We start from the raw sequence: 17,063 nt of genomic DNA, 5'->3' as shown, positions 1-17,063 counted from the left end.
GCAGTCCAGCACCAGCACGTCCAATAACTGTCCCTGCAGAAACGCCAGGGTCTCATCAGGTAAACCCACGGTGTCTGTCAGGTAGGCAATACGCCGCCCCTCGCCTTCCAGCACATACCCCAAGGTCGGTTTCGAGTGCACCAGCGGCACCGCCGTCACGCTTAATGCGCCGAGCTGCCGGGTTTCGAAAGCGCTCAACGGTTTGCTGAAATCCAGTATGCCCGGGTGTTTGTACAGATCAGACAAACCCTCCGGGTCTACCGGCCCATGCACCGGAATTACCCAGCCATGACCCCAACGCAAGTGCAACAGCCCTTGCGCGTGGTCGGCGTGGTAATGGGTTTGCAGAATGCCGTTGAAGCTGCGCGGTGGAAACCGTTCGGTCAGGTCCGTCAGGCCCGAGTCGATCAACCAACGCTGGTCAGCGCATTCGATTAATGCGCTACACGGCCGACGGCGCAATCGTGGGTCAGCATGAGCCGCCGCACACGCCAAGCATTCGCAACCGTACACCGGAACCTGCCGCGCATCGGCGGTGCCCAGCAACGTCAGGCGCATGCCGCGTCTTTGCCGAGCAATTGCAGCAAGCGAGCAAGGGTTTGCTCGATAGGCCCAGAGTTGTCCAGCAGCCACAGCGCGTTGTTCTCACTGGACATCAGGGTTGCCGCGAAATCAGCGTTACGCGCCAATCGCGCTTCGATCTCTGGCAGTGACTCGCGACCACGGTCCTGTAACCGTTGACGCAAAATACCTTGGTCCACCGTCAGCAGCAGCGCGAGCAGACCCGGATAACGTTGCCGCGCTTGAGCAAGGTGCCCACGCGAACCATTGACGAGCACGTCGAGCCCTGCTTCCAGCCATTCGTCTATCTCTGCGGGAATTCCGTAGTGCAGTCCATTAGCTTGCCAGCTGAGAGCGAACGCGCCCTCAGCTTGCATCGATACAAACTGCTCAACGCTAACCGCTTGCGCCGCCTCGCCCACCGCTTCTGCCGAACGCGTGATGACCCTGCGCACGATCCGGCAGCCTTGATCGGCCAGCGGCTCACGCGCGGCATCCAGCAGGCTGTCTTTGCCGGAACCGGAAGGTCCGATGAGATAGATCAACCTGCCTGCCATCAGAACACCCTCTTCGCTTGTCGCCATACTTGTTGAATCACCGGAAGCCCGTCCTGATTTTTTGCTTGAATCAGGTCAGCGCGCAGACCGATACGAATCTCGCCGCGATCATCAAGTCCTGCTGCATGGGCCGGTGCGCGACTGACCATGCCCACCGCTTGCGGGAGTTCGCAACCATTGTCCTGAGTGGCCAGGATGAAGGCCGCTTGCAGCAAACTCGCCGGATAGTAATCGCTGGACAGAATATCCAGTAATCCTTCTTTAGCAAGGTCTGCCGCCGCGACGTTGCCCGAATGCGAGCCACCCCGCACAACGTTCGGCGCGCCCATTAACACCCCCATGCCCAACCGGTGACTGCCACGCGCAGCTTCCATCGTGGTCGGGAATTCGGCGATGGTCATGCCGTAGCTGGCCGACTCTTCGACATGGGCCAACGTTGCGTCGTCGTGGCTGGCCAATGATAGGCCACGAGCCTTGCAATCTTCGGCGATGGCGCGCCGATAACGGTCGCTGAACTCACGGGAGTTGGCCATCTGAAACACAATGAACTCATCCATCTGCTCGGTGTTCAGGTGGTATTTACCCATGTAGTACTCGCGGTACTTGGATTCAAGAGCAAATTGGCGTTGACCCGGCGAATGGTCCATGACCGAGACCAATTGCACCAAAGGATGCTCAACCAGATCCCGGTACACGCTCAAGGTATCGGGGTGGCACAGCTCACAACGCAAGTGTAGACGGTGCTCGGCACGGGTTAGACCTGCGATGCTGGCGCTGGCAATCGCCTCCAGCATGCCGGGCAATTTCTTCATGCGATTGCCCTTCGGATTGACGTCGCCAATGGACAGCGCGTCGAACACCGTGGTGATGCCGGCAGCAATAATCTGCGCGTCATGGCTCAACACTGCCGAGGTCGATGGCCAGTCGACACCGGGACGCGGGGTCATGTGTTTCTCCAGATTATCGGTGTGCAGTTCGACCAGCCCCGGCAACAAATAATCGCCATGCAGGTCCTGCGCCTGTGGCAAGCGGCTACGGCCTTCGTCGACCTCGACGATCAGGCCGTTGCGCAAAACCACGGTGCCGTTAAACACGCGGTCAGCAGTCACCACTTGAGCATTGCTGAGGATCTGTTCGGTCAGCATGGCGCGGTTTCCTTGGCAATCGGAGCGTTGGGGGTCATGTCGAGATGGCGGTCAGCGACCGCTTCACGGGCGGCGCGGTCGTGGAAGATGCCACTCAAGGCGGCGCCTGCGGCTTTGGCTTCTTGCATCAGTTCCAACACAACCTGGCGATTGGTGTCGTCCAGCGAGGCAGTGGGTTCGTCCAACAGCATTACCGGCCACTCGACCATGAAGCCGCGCGCGATGTTCACCCGCTGCTGCTCACCGCCAGAGAAGGTGCCGGGCGCCAGCTGCCACAAGCGTTGCGGAATGTTCAGGCGGGCCAACAGATGCTCTGCCCGAGTTTTGGCGTGTTCTTTCGACCAGCCACGCGCCAGCGCTGGCTCCATCACTACGTCCAAGGTGGAAACCCGTGGGATCACCCGCAAAAACTGGCTGACGTAACCCAAGGTTTGTTGGCGCACCGCTAGAACTTCACGCGGTTGCGCGCCCACCAGCTCCAGCCAATCGCCCGCATGGCGCACGCGAATGCTGCCGCCTGCCGGTAAATAGTTTCCGTACAACGTGCGCAGCAAGGTGCTTTTGCCAGCGCCGGATTGCCCGTGCAGCACCAGGCATTCGCTGGCACTGACGGTAAAGCTCAAGCCATCAAGGACATTGAGCACCACACCGTTTTGCTGATGCAGCGTGAAGGTTTTCGAGAGGTCGCGGACCTCGATCAACGTGTTCATCAAGCTCACCCCAAAAAGACGGCGGCGACCGGAGACCGTCCAGTCGCCAGATAAATCACGGTTGCAGCACCGACGACACCAGCAACTGCGAATAAGGATGCTGCGGGTCATCCAGGATCTGATCGGTCAGCCCCGATTCCACGACGCGGGAGCGGCGCATCACCATCAACCGATCCGCCAGCAACCGCGCCACGGCCAAGTCGTGAGTAACGATCACCACCGCCAGGTCCAGCTCCCGCACCAGTCCGCGCAACAGGTCAAGCAAACGGGCTTGCACCGACACATCGAGGCCGCCGGTGGGTTCATCCATGAACACCAGACGCGGGCCGGAGACCAAATTGCGGGCGATCTGCAAGCGTTGTTGCATGCCCCCGGAAAAGGTCCGTGGCAGGTCATCAATGCGTAGCGGGTCGATTTCGACTTGGCTCAGCCAATCGATCCCGGCTGCTCGCAATTCGCTGTAGTTGCGCACGCCCTGGGCCATCAAGCGCTCGCCGATGTTGGCGCCCGCCGAGACGCCCATGCGCAGACCGTCACGCGGGCTTTGTTCGACAAAACCCCATTCGGTGCGCAATAACGTGCGACGCTCGGCTTCGCTGGCGCTGTAGAGGTCAATCCAGTCGCCCTCTTTGTGGCGATAGGAATGTCGCCGCGATCCGGCGGGCAACGGCCACTGAGCAACGACAACAAAGTCGATTTACCTGAACCGGACTCGCCAACAATGCCCAGCACTTCACCGGGGTACAGATCGAAATCAACGTCCTGACAGCCCTTTTCCGGGCCATACAAACGGCTCAGGCCACGCACCTTGAGCAGCGGTTGCGCACGCTCAGCCTGGCGATCTACCGCTGGCCTTTTTGCTGGACTGTTCATCGGCCAGCCTCCTGTTCAATGACGCGTTGGGCGCAATAATCAGTGTCTGAACAGACGAAGCTTTGGGTGCCAGCGTCGTCGAGAATCATTTCATCGAGGAAGGAATCACGGCTGCCGCAAATGGCGCAGCATTCTTCCCACTTCTGGATTTCGAACGGGTGATCCTCAAAGTCCAGGCTCACCACCTTGGTGTACGGCGGCACGGCATAGAGGCGCTTCTCACGGCCGGCACCGAACAACATCAGCGCCGGGCTCATGTCGAGTTTTGGGTTGTCGAATTTCGGATTAGGCGAAGGGTCCATCACGTAACGATCATCGACCATTACCGGGTAGGCGTAACTGGTGGCGATATGGCCGAAGGTGGCGATGTCTTCGTAGAGTTTTACGTGCATCACCCCGTAATCGTTCAGCGCGTGCATGGTCCGGGTCTCGGTTTCCGAAGGCTCGATAAAACGCAGTGGCTCCGGATTTGGCACCTGATACACCATGATTTGATCGGCGTGCAGCGGTGTTTCCGGGATCCGGTGGCGGGTCTGAATGATCGTCGCTTCAGGGGTACGCTCGGTGGTGGCGATGCCAGCCGTGCGGGCAAAAAAGCGCCGAATCGAAACCGCGTTGGTGGTGTCGTCCGCGCCTTGGTCGATGACTTTAAGCACATCGTCGTCGCCGAGAATCGCCGCAGTGACTTGCATACCGCCAGTGCCCCAGCCATAGGGCAGCGGCATTTCGCGGCCACCGAATGGCACCTGATAACCGGGAATCGCTACGGCTTTAAGCAACCCACGGCGGATCATGCGTTTGGTCTGTTCATCCAGGTAAGCGAAGTTGTAAGCCTCGTCCCGAGCAGGGAGGGCCTGCGTCTGGCTGCTCATTGCAGATTCTCCTGGGCGGCGGTCTGGGCTGATGCGGGCTTGCGCAACTTGCGGATCAATTCCAGTTCAGACTGGAAGTCGACGTAATGCGGCAACTTCAAGTGCGAGACAAAACCCGCGGCTTCAACGTTGTCGCAATGGCTGAGGACGAACTCTTCCATCTGCGCTGGCGATTCGATTTCTTCGTTGAATTCCGCAGCGCGCAGTGAGCGATCCACCAGCGCCATGCCCATGGCCTTGCGCTCGGCCTGGCCAAACGTCAGGCCATAACCGCGGGTGAACTGCGCCAGCTCAGCGCCGGAGCCCACGAACTGGTTGACCATTTCGCACTCTGTGATTTCGATGCTGCCGATATTGATAGGGAACCCCAACTCTTGCGGCTCGATCCAGACCTCGACTTCACCAATACGAATTTCTCCGGCGAACGGGTGATTGCGGCCATAGCCACGTTGGGTTGAGTAACCCAGTGCCAACAGAAAACCTTCGTCACCACGGGCCAGTGCCTGCAAGCGCTGCGCACGGCTGGACGGATACTCCAGCGGCGTGCGAGTGATATCGGGAACGCTTTCATCACTGCCGCTTTCGTTCTTGATCAGGCCCTCCTTGGCCAACAGACCCAGAACCCGTGGGCACGCTTCCACAGTGGCGCCCTCTTGCACGAGGGGCCCCGGATATTCGCCTTCGGCCAGCAAGGCAAAGTCGAGCAAGCGGTGGGTGTAATCGAAGGTTGGACCCAGTAATTGACCGCCCGGTACGTCCTTGAACGTCGCTGACAAACGACGGCTCAGTTGCATGTCCGAAGTGTCTATCGGCACGCTGCCGGTGAAGCGCGGCAACGTGGTGCGATAAGCACGCAGCAAGAAGATCGCCTCAACCAGATCCCCCGCCGCTTGCTTGATCGCCAGCGCAGCCAGTTGCTCGTCGTACAGCGAGCCTTCGCTCATGACTCGGGCTACGGCCAGCGGCAATTGCTGACGAATCTGTTCAACCGCCAACTCGGCAATTGAGGTGTCGCCCCGGCGTCTTTTCGCCAGCAAACTTTGGGCGTTGTCGATGGCCTGTTCGCCACCTTTGACGGCTACGTACATCAGGCACACTCCTCAGCCACGGTGTTGGTTTGAACCACGCTGACACGGGTACTGCGCGGCAGGCCGATGACGCTGCTACCCGCCAGGAAAAATGCATCCAGCCCGCGAGGGAAATCATTGCGTGCATCGCGCTCGCCCCAGAAGCCTTCAGCCAATGGCAGAGCCACCTGGTTTTCGCTTTGAATACCGGGGCCGCGCCAGATCAGGTGGCGGCCGCCGTCCAGTTGCGGCAGTTGGATCAACAGCGTGCAGGCCTGATCGGGATAGCGATCGTTACCCAGCTCGAAGCCGCGTAAATCGTGCAGTTCGCTGTCGTCGAGCAAGGCAAAACGCGCCTGTTCTCGGGAACCGACAATCGGACAACCGCAGTGAAACGTCAGGTTGGCGCGAATGGTCGGCGTGTCGAAAGCTGGCGCCAGCCACAACGGGGTGTCGACATCCAGCAGCGCCAGGCACAACGCATAGGTGGCCGGAGCCAAACCTTCCAGCGGCGGCGCCTCCAATGGCTGAACAACACCAGGGCCGGCAAGGGCTTTTAACGCTGCGCGAAAGCTGCGCACGGAATCCAGCACCGAGTCGGCGAATGCCGGTTGCAATAGGGTTGCACTCATCAGTCTTCTCCTCGAACCAAGGTAAAAAACTCCACCTTGGTGGCTGCGGTTTCGGCTTGTTTGACGGCACGGCGCGCGGCATGCGCACGGGCCAGGGGTTCGATCAATTCGGTTAACCAGCGCGACTGTTGCGAACCTTGCAAATGCGCATCGGCCAACGCGGCCAGCTCGGCGTGTAACTTGTCGCGGCCGGCGAGGTAGCTAAAACCAGTGCGCCCGTCAGCCAAGCGCACTACGCAACGGGTGACGCTCATTTCACCGACGTTAAACGCCGCGCCTGTGCCGCCCATGCGGCCTCGGACCAAGGTCATGCCGATTTCCGGGGCACGAATCAGTTGGTATTCGGTGTCGCGCAAGGCGGCTTCATGGCTGCTCAACTCGGTCATTCGGGCGTGGGCCAACACACTGATCCACTGTTGGCGGGCAGTGATCGTGGCTACAGGAGCGGGGTTCATGTTCGACTTCTCCATCAGGCTCTTCATTAAGACGTTTGATCAGGTCAGGACCTGGTACTGAAAGCGGTCCGAACGGCTGGTGGACTGGGCAAGCTCCACCGGCTGACCGGAACTGTCACGGGAAAGGGTAAGGACGCTGAGTACCGGCAAATGCCGTGGCATCATCAGCAGGCCGGCTTCTTCACGGCTCGGCAGGCGTGCGCCGATCAGGCTGAAGGTGCGGGTCAACGGCAAATCGTGTTCCGCGAAAAACTGCCGCAATGAGCCACCGGTATAAGCTGCCAGCATCTCGGTTCGGCTGGCGCAATAACGATGACGAATGAGACTCACGGGCTGGTTGTCGACCATGCGCAGGGTTTGCAACTCAATCAGCGGAGCCTGATCGGCCAGGCCCAGATGCTTGGACTCGTCAAGGTTTGCAAGGCAGGCGCGGCGCAACAACAGCCGCGCTTCAACGCCATGCCCCATGGCCGAAACCGATTGGCTGTAAGCACTCTGCGCGGCCACCGGATAGATCAATCGGCGCTCCAGCACTTGCGTACCTTTACCCTGTTGACGCAGCACGCTGCCCTCCGCGACCAGCTCATCGATGGCCCGGCGAACGGTGTGGCGGTTGACGGCAAAACGCGCTGCCAAGCGGATCTCGGCGGGCAGGTAATCCCCCGGCTGGTAATCGCTGAGTTCCCCCCGCAAGGTGTCTGCCAGCTCGCGGTAAACCGGTTCAATTTGTCTAGACAAGTGCATGGTTAAAAAAAGCGCCGTGAGGCACCGCTCCCTTAGATGAACTGTTTGCGCAGGCGCTGCGACAGAAGGTCGATCACGCTCACCACGAAAATAATGATCAGCAAAACGGCGCAGGTTTGGGTGAACTGAAACGAGCGAATGTTCTCCCAAAGGATTACGCCAATGCCGCCAGCGCCGACCATGCCCACCACCGTCGCCGAGCGTACGTTGGACTCGAAGCGATACAGCGCGTAGGAAATCCACAGCGGCAAGACTTGTGGGATGACCCCGTAAATCACTTCCTGCAACGCGCTGGCCCCGGTGGCTCGCACGCCTTCCACCGGACCGGGATCAATCGCTTCAACCGCTTCAGCGAACAGTTTGGCCAGCACACCGGTGGTGCCAATCCATAACGCCAATACCCCGGCGAAAGGACCCAGCCCCACCGCCACCACGAACAACATGGCGAACACCATTTCGTTGATCGAACGGAACGCGTCCATGACCCGGCGAACCGGTTGATGCACCCACCACGGGGTTATGTTCTCGGCGCACAGAATGCCCAGCGGCACCGAACAGATAATCGCCAGCACCGTGCCCCAGACGGCAATTTGTACGGTGACTAGCATTTCCTTCAGGTACGAACGCCACTCGTGAAAATCAGGCGGGAAGAAGTCGGCAGCAAAAGTCGCCATGTTCCCCGAGTCGCGGTACAGCGCCAGCGGGTTCATTTCGGCGCCGTGCCAAGACCAGACCAACAAGGCAAGGACCAGGCCCCAGCCGATGTAGCGTGGCCAAGTGCGCTTGCCGACGGCTTCGACGTATGCAGCGTGGGTTGTCATAAAAAAGCTCTCGCAACATCAAACATTCAAAGGCAGCCCTTCGCAGACGCCGTCCTTGGCGTCAGGCCATTGGGCGTTAGCCGGCGCTGGCGGTGCTCTTCTTCTCAAGCTCAGTGATGCGCTGTTGCAGCTTGGCCAAACCGTCATCGAGGGCTTTCAAGCGCTCAGCTTTTTCTTTGTCATTCAGCGTGCTGCTGCTGGCGACTTCGTTGCGTTGCTTGAACAACTCAAGCTGGCGAATCGGCAATAATTGATCATCGGAAGACTTCAGAAACTTGCCCAATTGCATGTCCTTGAGCACGGCCTTCTCATGATCGGTGTCGCCGTAGGTGGCGAAGAATTCACGAATCTTGGCTTTGTCGGTGTCAGACAGGCTCTTGTTCCAGACCATTGGGTCGGCCGGAATCAATGGCGACTTCCAGATCACTTTGAGCAGTGCAGCCTTGTCGGGCTGGGTCACTTCCAGGCGGTCCCAGCTTTCGGTGTTGAAGGTCGCGACATCCAGCTGACCTTTGGCCACGCTCAGGGCGTTAACCTCATGGCTCGAATTCAGCGTGCGCTTGAACGCAGTAGCGGCATCCACATGGTTCTTGGCAAACACGTAATAGCCAGGGACCAGATAGCCCGATGTGGAGTTTGGATCGCCGTTACCGAAGGTCAGGTTCTTGGCGTTTTTCAGCATGTCTTCAACGGAATTGATCGGGCTGTCTTTGCGCACTATCAACAGGCTCCAGTAACCGGCCGCGCCATTGGCAGCGGCGGTCTGGGCGAAGATTTCACCGTTGGAACGGTCTACGGCCTCCATCGCACCCTTGTTGCCCAACCAGGCGATATCGACTTTGTTGAAGCGCATGCCTTGAATCAAACCGGCGTAGTCAGAAGCAAACGTAGCGTTGACTTTCAGACCGGTTTTTTTCGACATGTCGTCGAGAAACGGTTGCCAAACGCTCTTGAGGTTGGTCGATGACTCGGTGGACATAAGGCCGAAGTTGATGACCTTCTCTTCGGCGTGAGCGGTGCCCAAACAGAAGGTGGCCAACAAAGCGGCAGACGCGAAAACGCGACCGATACGATTCAACATGGGCAAGTTCCTGAGAGAGAAATAGGAGGTTCGGGGTTTGCAGCAGCAACGCTTTAAAGGCCGTTATCGGGCTGCCGCGAGGGCCAGCTTTATCGGTTTGTCGGCACTGCGCGCCTTGTCGGAGAACAGCAGACTGGTGTCCAGGTCTGCTCCATACAGGTCATTGAGAAACTCGGTACTGAGGGCTGTGGCGGCGCCATCGAAATGAATGCGTCCACCTTTGAGGGCGACCGCACGCTGGCAATAACGCACGGCGTAATCCACTTGATGCAGGGTGACCACAACAGTTTTTCCGTCGCGACGGTTGATGTCGGCGAGGATTTCCATGACTTTGCGTGCGGACTCGGGGTCCAGTGAGGCAATCGGTTCGTCGGCCAGGATGACCTCGGCGCGCTGGGTCAAAGCACGGGCAATGGCTACTCGTTGTTGTTGCCCACCGGACAAGGTAGAAGCGCGTTGTGCCGCAAGATCAGCCAAGCCAACGCGGTCCAGGGACTCCATTGCACGCTGCTTTTCTTCGGCATTGAACAAACTCAAATTGCCACGCCAGCTGGGCATGCGACCCAGGCAACCGAGCAGCACGTTGTCCAACACGCTGAGGCGATTAACCAAGTTGAACTGCTGGAAGATGTAGCCGATATCAGAGCGCAACTGACGGACATTACCGTTCAGGCGCCCGCAGGACTGCACTTCACGACCTAGCACCTGAACGCTGCCACCGTTGGCTTTGTCGCAACGGGCGAGGCCCGCCATGTGCCGCAGCAGCGTGGACTTGCCGGAGCCAGACGCGCCAATCAGCGCGACCATCTCACCGGGTTGTATAGACAACGCAAGGTCGATCAACGCGGTTTTTCGAGCAAACGTCTTGTTCAGACGGTCGACATGGATAGCTGCGTTCATGGGCGTCTCTCTGTCTGGTTGAACAGCCTTTGCGCGGCTGCGTTGAAGTGCGTCAGACATTAGAGAGGCGATGTTTCAGACCCATGAACTACGGATGACAATACGGTAACGGTTGGTTGACGGTTTGAGGTTGGAGCTGTTTGCAGACCGTAGCCCATAGCGTGGTGTATGGTGCTGAAGGGCCCGGTTTAAGGGGTTCTTGAAGAGAGGGAGAGTCCGCGAATGAACACCGCGCAGCGCTATAAAACCCTGCTGATTTTATTATTGAGTATTCTTCCATTGGTCGCACACGCCACTTCCACCCCGCAAAAACCTCCGCAGTCGGCTTCTGAACCGACCTTGGCTGATCGTGGCTCAAGCCATTACCGCTTCGAGCGTTTACACGTGGACTCGCCAGACGGCAAACGCCGTTATCGCCTCGACCTCGCCATCCCCCGCCGCGCGCCACCTGCAGCTGGCTACCCGGTGGTGTATTTACTGGACGGCAATAACGTCATGGCCGAACTGCGTGACGATTGGCTCGGTGAGCTGGACGCTGGTAATCCGCCCGTGCTGGTGATGGTCGGTTACGACATCGATGCGCGCTACGACATGGACCTGCGCACTCGGGATTACACAAGCGCCAGCTCTGCGGACTTTTTGAAAAGTTTGATTACGCAGATCAAACCATTGGTGGAACGACAGCAGCCTATTGACCGAACCCAGCAGATGCTGTGGGGCCATTCATTTGGCGGGTTGTTTGTGTTGTATGCATTGTTTGAGAATTCCCAGGCGTTTCAAACGTACTTCGCGGCCAGTCCATCGCTGTGGTATCAGCCGGAAACGTTTGCCAAAGGAATGGGGTTTACGGGTATTGCCGAGGGCTCGAAACGACGGGTGATGATCATGCGCGGTTCGAAAGAAGGTCGCCCGCCGATTAAGTCATTTGATGGCGGCTCGCTGGAACGGAGAAAAGCCATGGCAACTGTTCCAGACGATGCCAATTGGCAGGTGGCCGAGCACCTGAAAAAACTGCCCGGCGTAACCGCGAACTACCAAGAATTTGAAGGGTTGGCCCACGGAGAAATGTTTAATGCCGCGCTGTATCCGGCACTAAGGATGGCCGCCGGGCTGAAATAGCTTTCCCGAATGAATTCGGTCCCACAGGGGAATTGCATATTTCCTGTGGGACCGAATTCATTCGGGAAGCGGGCGACGCGTTTTAAACCGTGCCCTGTAGGCTTTTTCAGATCCGAAACGTCCCCACCAAATGCTGCAACTTGGTCGCTTGCTGCTCCAGATCGGCACAGGCTTCCAGCGTCGATTTCAAGTTATCGACCCCTGCCTGATTCAGGGTGTTGATCTGGGTGATATCAACGTTGATCGACTCAACCACAGCGGTCTGTTCTTCCGTCGCCGTGGCAACTGACTGATTCATGCCGTCGATTTCGCTAATGCGGCCCGTCACGCTGTTCAAGCGGTCACCGGCCTGGTTGGCGATGGTCACGCTGGTTTCGCTCTGGCGTTGGCTTTCGGTCATGGTCGCTACCGCTTGGCGGGCGCCGACTTGCAGCTCTTCAATCATCGTCTGCACTTGCTGAGCGGAGTCCTGAGTGCGGTGCGCCAGGTTGCGTACTTCATCAGCTACCACGGCGAACCCGCGGCCCGCCTCCCCTGCCCTTGCGGCCTCGATGGCTGCGTTCAGTGCCAACAAATTGGTCTGCTGGGAGATGCTGGTGATCACCTCAAGAATCTGCCCAATGTTCACCGTTTTGCCGTTCAGGCTTTCGATGTTGGTGCAGGATTCACTGATGTTCACCGACAGCAAACTCATCGCCTGAATGGTTTGCTGCACGACCTTTTGACCATCACCCGCGAGTTGGCTGGCGTCGCTGGAATGCTGCGAAGCCAACGCCGCGTTTTGCGCAATTTCTTGTGCGGCAGCGCCCAATTCATTGATAGCAGCTGCGACGCTGCTGGTGCGGTTGGCCTGCTCGTCGGAGTTGACCATCGATGAGTTCGACGCACAGACCACCCGCGCAGCTACTTCGCTAAGATGGCTTGCAGTGCCCGCCACTTCTCGGATGGACCCGTGAATACGCTCGACGAAGTGGTTGAAGGACTGCGCCAAGGCGCCGAACTCATCTTGCGACTCAATGGCCAGGCGCTTGGTCAGATCGCCCTCACCGTCTGCGATGTCGCGCATGGCGCGGCCCATCTGGTGCAGCGGTTGCATCAGCACGCGAATCAAGAGACCCAACAGCAGCACAACGACGACCACAATGATGATCATCGCGGTCAGTGCCGAGGTGCGGAATTCACTGAGCATCGAGTACGCGGCGTCTTGATCGAGTACTAACGCCACGTACCAGTTCGCCGAGGACAAGCCGTCAACGTGGGTAAAGGAGATAAACTCGCTTTTGCCTTGAGCACTCACTTCATACACGCCTGGCGCGACTTTCGGCGTGTCCACCGGGTACGCCTCACTGAGGCTTTTCAGTACCAGTTTGCTGTTCGGGTGAATCAGGATCTTGCCATCGCCGCTGACGATGAAGGCATAACCGTGACCGCCAAAGTTCAGCGAGTTGATGGTGTTGCTGATGCTGTCGAGGGCGATATCTGCGCCTGCCACACCGACGAACTGATTGTCATGCTTGACCGGTGTGGCCAACGTGACCACCAACTTGCCAGACGACGCAGCAATATACGGTTCGGTCACCACCATGGTCTGGGCGCTGACGGCAGCCTTGTACCAACCGCGTTGGCGCGGGTCGTAGTCACTCGCTCGGTTGCCCGCTGGAACCGAAAACATCACACCGTCACTTGAACCGAAATAACTCAGTTGAAAGTTTTCCGCGTACACAGGCAAACCAATAGCGTGCTGGAGCGCTGGAATGGCAGTGCCATCAACCGCAACCTGTTGCGCCATGGAGTGCAGCAGCTGGGTACGACTTTCTAACCAGGTCTGGATGTTTTGCGTGGTGAGCGTGCCCAGCTGTTTCAGTTCCGAAAACACATTGGCCTTCAGCGTTTCACGTTGTCGATAGTCGTTCACAACGATAAAGCAGGAAAACGCGACCACGATGATTACCGTGGCGGCCAACAGGATCTTCTTGCTGAAACCCAAACTTTTAATCATACGAGCGTTATCCAGCCTGAAAATATAGCAATGGCCAGTGCGCAAACTATGCGGACAGGGGATTGCGATGCAGCGTTGTACGGACTTATATAACTAAAAGGAAGCACGACTGTTAAAACACGTCCGCATCCCGACAATCGGCGGCTAATAGCCATACAGACCCAATGCCTATTGGATATTCCGCCCGTCGCGCAGCAAACACAAAACCTGTAGGAGATTCTATGTTTGAGACAATCCACAGATGTGACCGGCACAACTTCTCGGTGTTCATGCATTCTGTGGGAGCGAACTTGTTCGCGAAGAAGTTGATGCGGTGCATCAGATACACCGCATTCAATAACCGGAATCAAACGTGCGGTTCACCCGGCGCCTTAGCCATGGGAATCGCATACTGCGGCTTCAGTTTGCCGTCTTTATCCAGCAACCAGGCGTCCAGAATCTGGCGCACCACTGGCCCCGCCACCCGACCACCTGCCTCGCCGTTCTCAATCATCACCGACACTGCGATTTTCGGTTTGCCCGCCGGAGCAAAGCCCACGAACAACGCGTTATCACGGTTACGCTCCAAGGTCTTCAAGCGGTTGTAACGTTCGCCCTGCTTGATCGCGACCACCTGCGCCGTACCACTTTTACCGGCAATCCGGTATTGCGCACCAACCGCCGCCGCACGGGCAATACCACGCGGATCATGCATTACCATTTGCATGCCGTGGTTGACCTGCTCCCAGTCCGCATTATTTCGCAGCACAATATTCGGCATTGGGTGCTCATCCACCGGCGCGACACCGTCTATGGTTTTCGCCAAGTGCGGTCGATTCCACACGCCCTTGTTCGCGATCAGTGCAGTGGCTTGCGCCAGTTGCAACGGCGTGACCTGCATATAACCTTGGCCAATGCCCAAAATCACCGTCTCGCCCGGGAACCAGACCTGTCGTCGAGTCGCCCGCTTCCATTCACGAGACGGCATCAAGCCCGGCGCCTCCTCGAACATGTCCAGCGAGACCTTCTGCCCCAAGCCAAACATGGTCATGTAGTCGTGCATGCGGTCGATGCCGAGCTTGTGCGCCAAGGTGTAAAAGTAGGTGTCGTTGGAGCGCATGATCGCTGCGTCCATGTCCACCCAACCATCTCCACTGTGGTTCCAGTTACGGTATTTGTGGTCGTAATCCGGCAACTGGAAATAACCTGGATCAAATACCCGCGCTTGCGGCGTAACAACCCCACTGTCCAGGCCGGCAATCGCCACCTCTGGCTTGATCGTCGATCCCGGGGCGTATAAACCACGCAGCACGCGGTTGAACAACGGTCGGTCGACTGAATCCCGAAGTGCCGCGTATTCTTTGAAACTGATGCCGGTGACGAACAGATTGGGGTCAAAACTCGGCTTGCTGACCATGGCCAAGACTTCCCCGGTTTCCGGGTCCAGCGCCACCACCGATCCACGGCGGTCGCCCAATGCATCTTCAGCGGCTTCTTGCAGATGCACGTCCAGACTCAAGACAATGTTTTTGCCGGGAATCGGATCGGTATGTTTGAGCACTCGCAGCACACGGCCTTGGGCGTTGGTTTCAACTTCTTCATAGCCCACTCGCCCGTGCAATTCGGATTCGTAGAACTTCTCGATACCGGTTTTGCCGATGGATTGAGTGCCTCGGTATTCAACCTGATCCAATTGCTTGGATTCTTTTTCGTTGATCCGGCCCACATAACCAATCGAGTGGGCGAAATGCGCGCCATAAGGATAATGGCGAACGAACTGCGGTTCCACGTCAATACCGGGCAAGCGAAACTGATTCACGGCAATCAGCGCAATTTGTTCTTCAGTCAACTCATACAACAGCGTCACGGGGTCAAAATGGTGGCGCGCCTGCTTAAGGTCTTTGTCGAAAAGGATGCGGTCTTCTTCCGGCAGGTTAAGAATGCTGATGAGGGAATCCAGCACCTCACTCCAATCCCCGGAACGCTCTCGGGTCATGATCAAGTTAAAACTGGGCCTATTATCCGCCAGCACGACACCGTTACGGTCGTAGATCATGCCCCGCTCTGGGGTGATCGGCAGCACGTGAACCCGGTTGTTTTCGGAGATGGTCGAGTGATAGGCGAATTCGGTGACCTGCAGGAAATACATTCTGCCGACCAGAATGCAGCTCAGAATCACGACTAACAGACCACAGGCTGCCAATCGTTTATTGACCAGCTGTCTTTCTTTCTCATGGTCTTTTAAGGGAATTGGATCAGGCATTGCTACAGCTTCTCGTTTAAAAATGGGCAATCATGACAAATTGTGACGCACGATACCAAGAAGTGCGCACCAATATGGATTCATCTGCCAGACGCGCGTGCTGTCCATGCCGCGTAAGCGACGTAAAGCACTGAGGTTGCGAGGGTTATGGCTATACATTTATCGCCGAAGAAGCGGTATCGTGTGGCGCAAACGCCGACCGAAGCAGGCCCCAGCCCCTATGGCAGGGAGTCACCCGTGCCGAGCACTTCAATTAGCGAGTCAGTTCGGAACCACTAATGCCGAAAAAATCGGACGGCGCCACGGCGACCGCTGTTGCTTCATTACTGCAAAAATCTTCGAACCTGACCTTGATCGATGTGGCTAAGGTCGCGGGCGTCTCGCCGATGACCGTGTCCCGCGCCCTGCACCGCCCGGAACTGGTGAGCGAACTGACTCGGGAAAAAGTGCGCGAAGCAGTCCGCGCCACTGGGTACGTGTCGAACATGCTGGCGGGCGGTTTGGCGAGCAACAAAAGTCGGCTGGTGGCGATTTTTTTGCCGACCATCGCCAACTCGATTTTTGCCGACACGGTTCAGGCGCTGATGGATCGTTTGACCGAAGCCGGCTATCAAACATTACTGGGCTTGACCGGTTATTCCGCTGAGCAGGAAGAAGCACTGCTGGAAGCAGTACTCGGCCGACGTCCGGATGGCATTGTCTTGACCGGAACCTTGCACACTGAAGCCAGCCGTTTGCGTCTGGCTCAGGCCGGCATTCCCGTGGTGGAAGCATGGGACCTCAGCGAAGCGCCGATTGATATGCTGGTGGGGTTTTCCCACGAACAAGTAGGTGAAAGTACCGCCCGGCACTTGCTGGACAAGGGCTACCGTCGATTTTCGGTGATCACCATCAGCGACCCCCGCGGCCTCAGGCGATGCAATAGCTTGATTGCTGAGTTGACGCGACACGGCGTGGACGAAGTTCCCGTCGAAGTGCTGGCGCCCCCCGCCACCCTGGAAATCGGTCGCGAAGGGCTTCGTCGTTTACTGGAGCAGGAAACGCCGCCCGAGATTGTGGTCTGCAGTTCCGACACCATCGCCCAAGGTGTATTGGCGGAAGCTGCCAGCCGCGGTTTGCGCGTACCGCAAGACCTGGCGGTGATGGGTTTCGGCGATTTGAGCAGCGCGGCGCAAGTTTACCCGGCGCTGTCGACTGTCAGCGTTGACGGTTCGCGTATCGGCTTTCAAACGGCCCAAGCGCTGCTGGAACGCTTCAAGCACCCCAACAGTGGTGAAGCACCGGT

The 17,063-nt window shown here is 57.9% G+C and carries 16 protein-coding genes and 1 pseudogene; 2 read left to right on the top strand and 15 right to left on the bottom strand.

Going from position 1 to position 17,063, the window contains the following annotated elements; all coding sequences use genetic code 11:
* The 13 genes and pseudogenes from phnP to phnC all read right to left on the bottom strand — a co-directional run.
* The coding region (gene phnP / locus M0974_RS17730; RefSeq protein ID WP_297839481.1) for a phosphonate metabolism protein PhnP at positions 1 to 558 on the bottom strand (558 nt) is incomplete at its 3' end.
* Positions 549 to 1,118: a phosphonate metabolism protein/1,5-bisphosphokinase (PRPP-forming) PhnN gene (gene phnN, locus M0974_RS17725; protein WP_297839478.1), complete on the bottom strand. Its 570-nt coding sequence runs from the start codon at positions 1,116 to 1,118 to the stop codon at positions 549 to 551. The genes phnN and phnP, both read right to left, overlap by 10 nt.
* The gene (locus M0974_RS17720) at positions 1,118 to 2,263 is read right to left on the bottom strand and encodes an alpha-D-ribose 1-methylphosphonate 5-triphosphate diphosphatase (protein ID WP_297839475.1); all 1,146 of its coding nucleotides are present in this window, start codon (positions 2,261 to 2,263) and stop codon (positions 1,118 to 1,120) included. Before M0974_RS17720 ends, phnN begins: the two co-directional genes overlap by 1 nt.
* Positions 2,257 to 2,973, bottom strand: coding sequence for a phosphonate C-P lyase system protein PhnL (phnL, locus tag M0974_RS17715; RefSeq protein WP_297839473.1), 717 nt, complete (start codon positions 2,971 to 2,973; stop codon positions 2,257 to 2,259). The genes M0974_RS17720 and phnL overlap by 7 nt, the downstream gene beginning before the upstream one ends.
* A gap of 55 nt (positions 2,974 to 3,028) precedes the next feature.
* Positions 3,029 to 3,846: pseudogene (phnK, locus tag M0974_RS17710) on the bottom strand (phosphonate C-P lyase system protein PhnK).
* Positions 3,843 to 4,718 carry an alpha-D-ribose 1-methylphosphonate 5-phosphate C-P-lyase PhnJ gene (locus M0974_RS17705; protein WP_297839470.1) on the bottom strand — a complete coding sequence of 292 codons (876 nt, stop codon included), beginning with the start codon at positions 4,716 to 4,718 and terminating at the stop codon, positions 3,843 to 3,845. The pseudogene phnK and the gene M0974_RS17705 overlap by 4 nt, the downstream one beginning before the upstream one ends.
* Positions 4,715 to 5,806: a carbon-phosphorus lyase complex subunit PhnI gene (locus tag M0974_RS17700; protein ID WP_297839467.1), complete on the bottom strand. Its 1,092-nt coding sequence runs from the start codon at positions 5,804 to 5,806 to the stop codon at positions 4,715 to 4,717. The genes M0974_RS17705 and M0974_RS17700 overlap by 4 nt, the downstream gene beginning before the upstream one ends.
* Positions 5,806 to 6,417 (bottom strand): phosphonate C-P lyase system protein PhnH, encoded by a 612-nt coding sequence (phnH, locus tag M0974_RS17695; protein ID WP_297839461.1) that lies wholly within the window; start codon positions 6,415 to 6,417, stop codon positions 5,806 to 5,808. Before phnH ends, M0974_RS17700 begins: the two co-directional genes overlap by 1 nt.
* Complete coding sequence (gene phnG / locus M0974_RS17690; protein WP_297839458.1) at positions 6,417 to 6,872, bottom strand: phosphonate C-P lyase system protein PhnG; 456 nt, start codon at positions 6,870 to 6,872, stop codon at positions 6,417 to 6,419. The genes phnH and phnG overlap by 1 nt, the downstream gene beginning before the upstream one ends.
* A gap of 39 nt (positions 6,873 to 6,911) precedes the next feature.
* Positions 6,912 to 7,616: a phosphonate metabolism transcriptional regulator PhnF gene (gene phnF / locus M0974_RS17685; protein WP_297839456.1), complete on the bottom strand. Its 705-nt coding sequence runs from the start codon at positions 7,614 to 7,616 to the stop codon at positions 6,912 to 6,914.
* Positions 7,617 to 7,648: 32 nt separating this feature from the next.
* On the bottom strand, positions 7,649 to 8,437 hold the full coding sequence (gene phnE / locus M0974_RS17680) for a phosphonate ABC transporter, permease protein PhnE (RefSeq protein ID WP_297839453.1): 789 nt from the start codon (positions 8,435 to 8,437) through the stop codon (positions 7,649 to 7,651).
* A gap of 76 nt (positions 8,438 to 8,513) precedes the next feature.
* The gene (gene phnD, locus M0974_RS17675; RefSeq protein WP_297839450.1) at positions 8,514 to 9,518 is read right to left on the bottom strand and encodes a phosphonate ABC transporter substrate-binding protein; all 1,005 of its coding nucleotides are present in this window, start codon (positions 9,516 to 9,518) and stop codon (positions 8,514 to 8,516) included.
* 63 nt (positions 9,519 to 9,581) lie between these two features.
* The gene (phnC, locus tag M0974_RS17670; RefSeq protein ID WP_297839447.1) at positions 9,582 to 10,418 is read right to left on the bottom strand and encodes a phosphonate ABC transporter ATP-binding protein; all 837 of its coding nucleotides are present in this window, start codon (positions 10,416 to 10,418) and stop codon (positions 9,582 to 9,584) included.
* A 222-nt stretch (positions 10,419 to 10,640) separates the two neighbouring features.
* On the opposite strand from phnC, the gene M0974_RS17665 reads away from it, so the two are divergent.
* Positions 10,641 to 11,537, top strand: coding sequence for an alpha/beta hydrolase-fold protein (locus M0974_RS17665; protein WP_297839446.1), 897 nt, complete (start codon positions 10,641 to 10,643; stop codon positions 11,535 to 11,537).
* Positions 11,538 to 11,643: 106 nt separating this feature from the next.
* On the opposite strand, the gene M0974_RS17660 is transcribed toward M0974_RS17665, so the two are convergent.
* Both M0974_RS17660 and mrdA read right to left on the bottom strand, forming a co-directional pair.
* Positions 11,644 to 13,536 (bottom strand): methyl-accepting chemotaxis protein, encoded by a 1,893-nt coding sequence (locus tag M0974_RS17660; RefSeq protein ID WP_297839443.1) that lies wholly within the window; start codon positions 13,534 to 13,536, stop codon positions 11,644 to 11,646.
* A 346-nt stretch (positions 13,537 to 13,882) separates the two neighbouring features.
* Complete coding sequence (mrdA, locus tag M0974_RS17655) at positions 13,883 to 15,778, bottom strand: penicillin-binding protein 2 (RefSeq protein WP_297839440.1); 1,896 nt, start codon at positions 15,776 to 15,778, stop codon at positions 13,883 to 13,885.
* Between the two features lie 278 nt (positions 15,779 to 16,056).
* Here mrdA and M0974_RS17650 point away from each other — a divergent pair.
* Positions 16,057 to 17,063 (top strand): LacI family DNA-binding transcriptional regulator (locus tag M0974_RS17650; RefSeq protein ID WP_297839436.1); only part of this gene is annotated, 1,007 nt, incomplete at its 3' end.

This window comes from Pseudomonas sp. (assembly GCF_026224925.1).
Lineage (GTDB): Bacteria > Pseudomonadota > Gammaproteobacteria > Pseudomonadales > Pseudomonadaceae > Aquipseudomonas.
The sequence above is the reverse complement of the archived record's forward strand: the minus strand, read 5'-3'. Positions and strand labels throughout refer to the sequence as shown.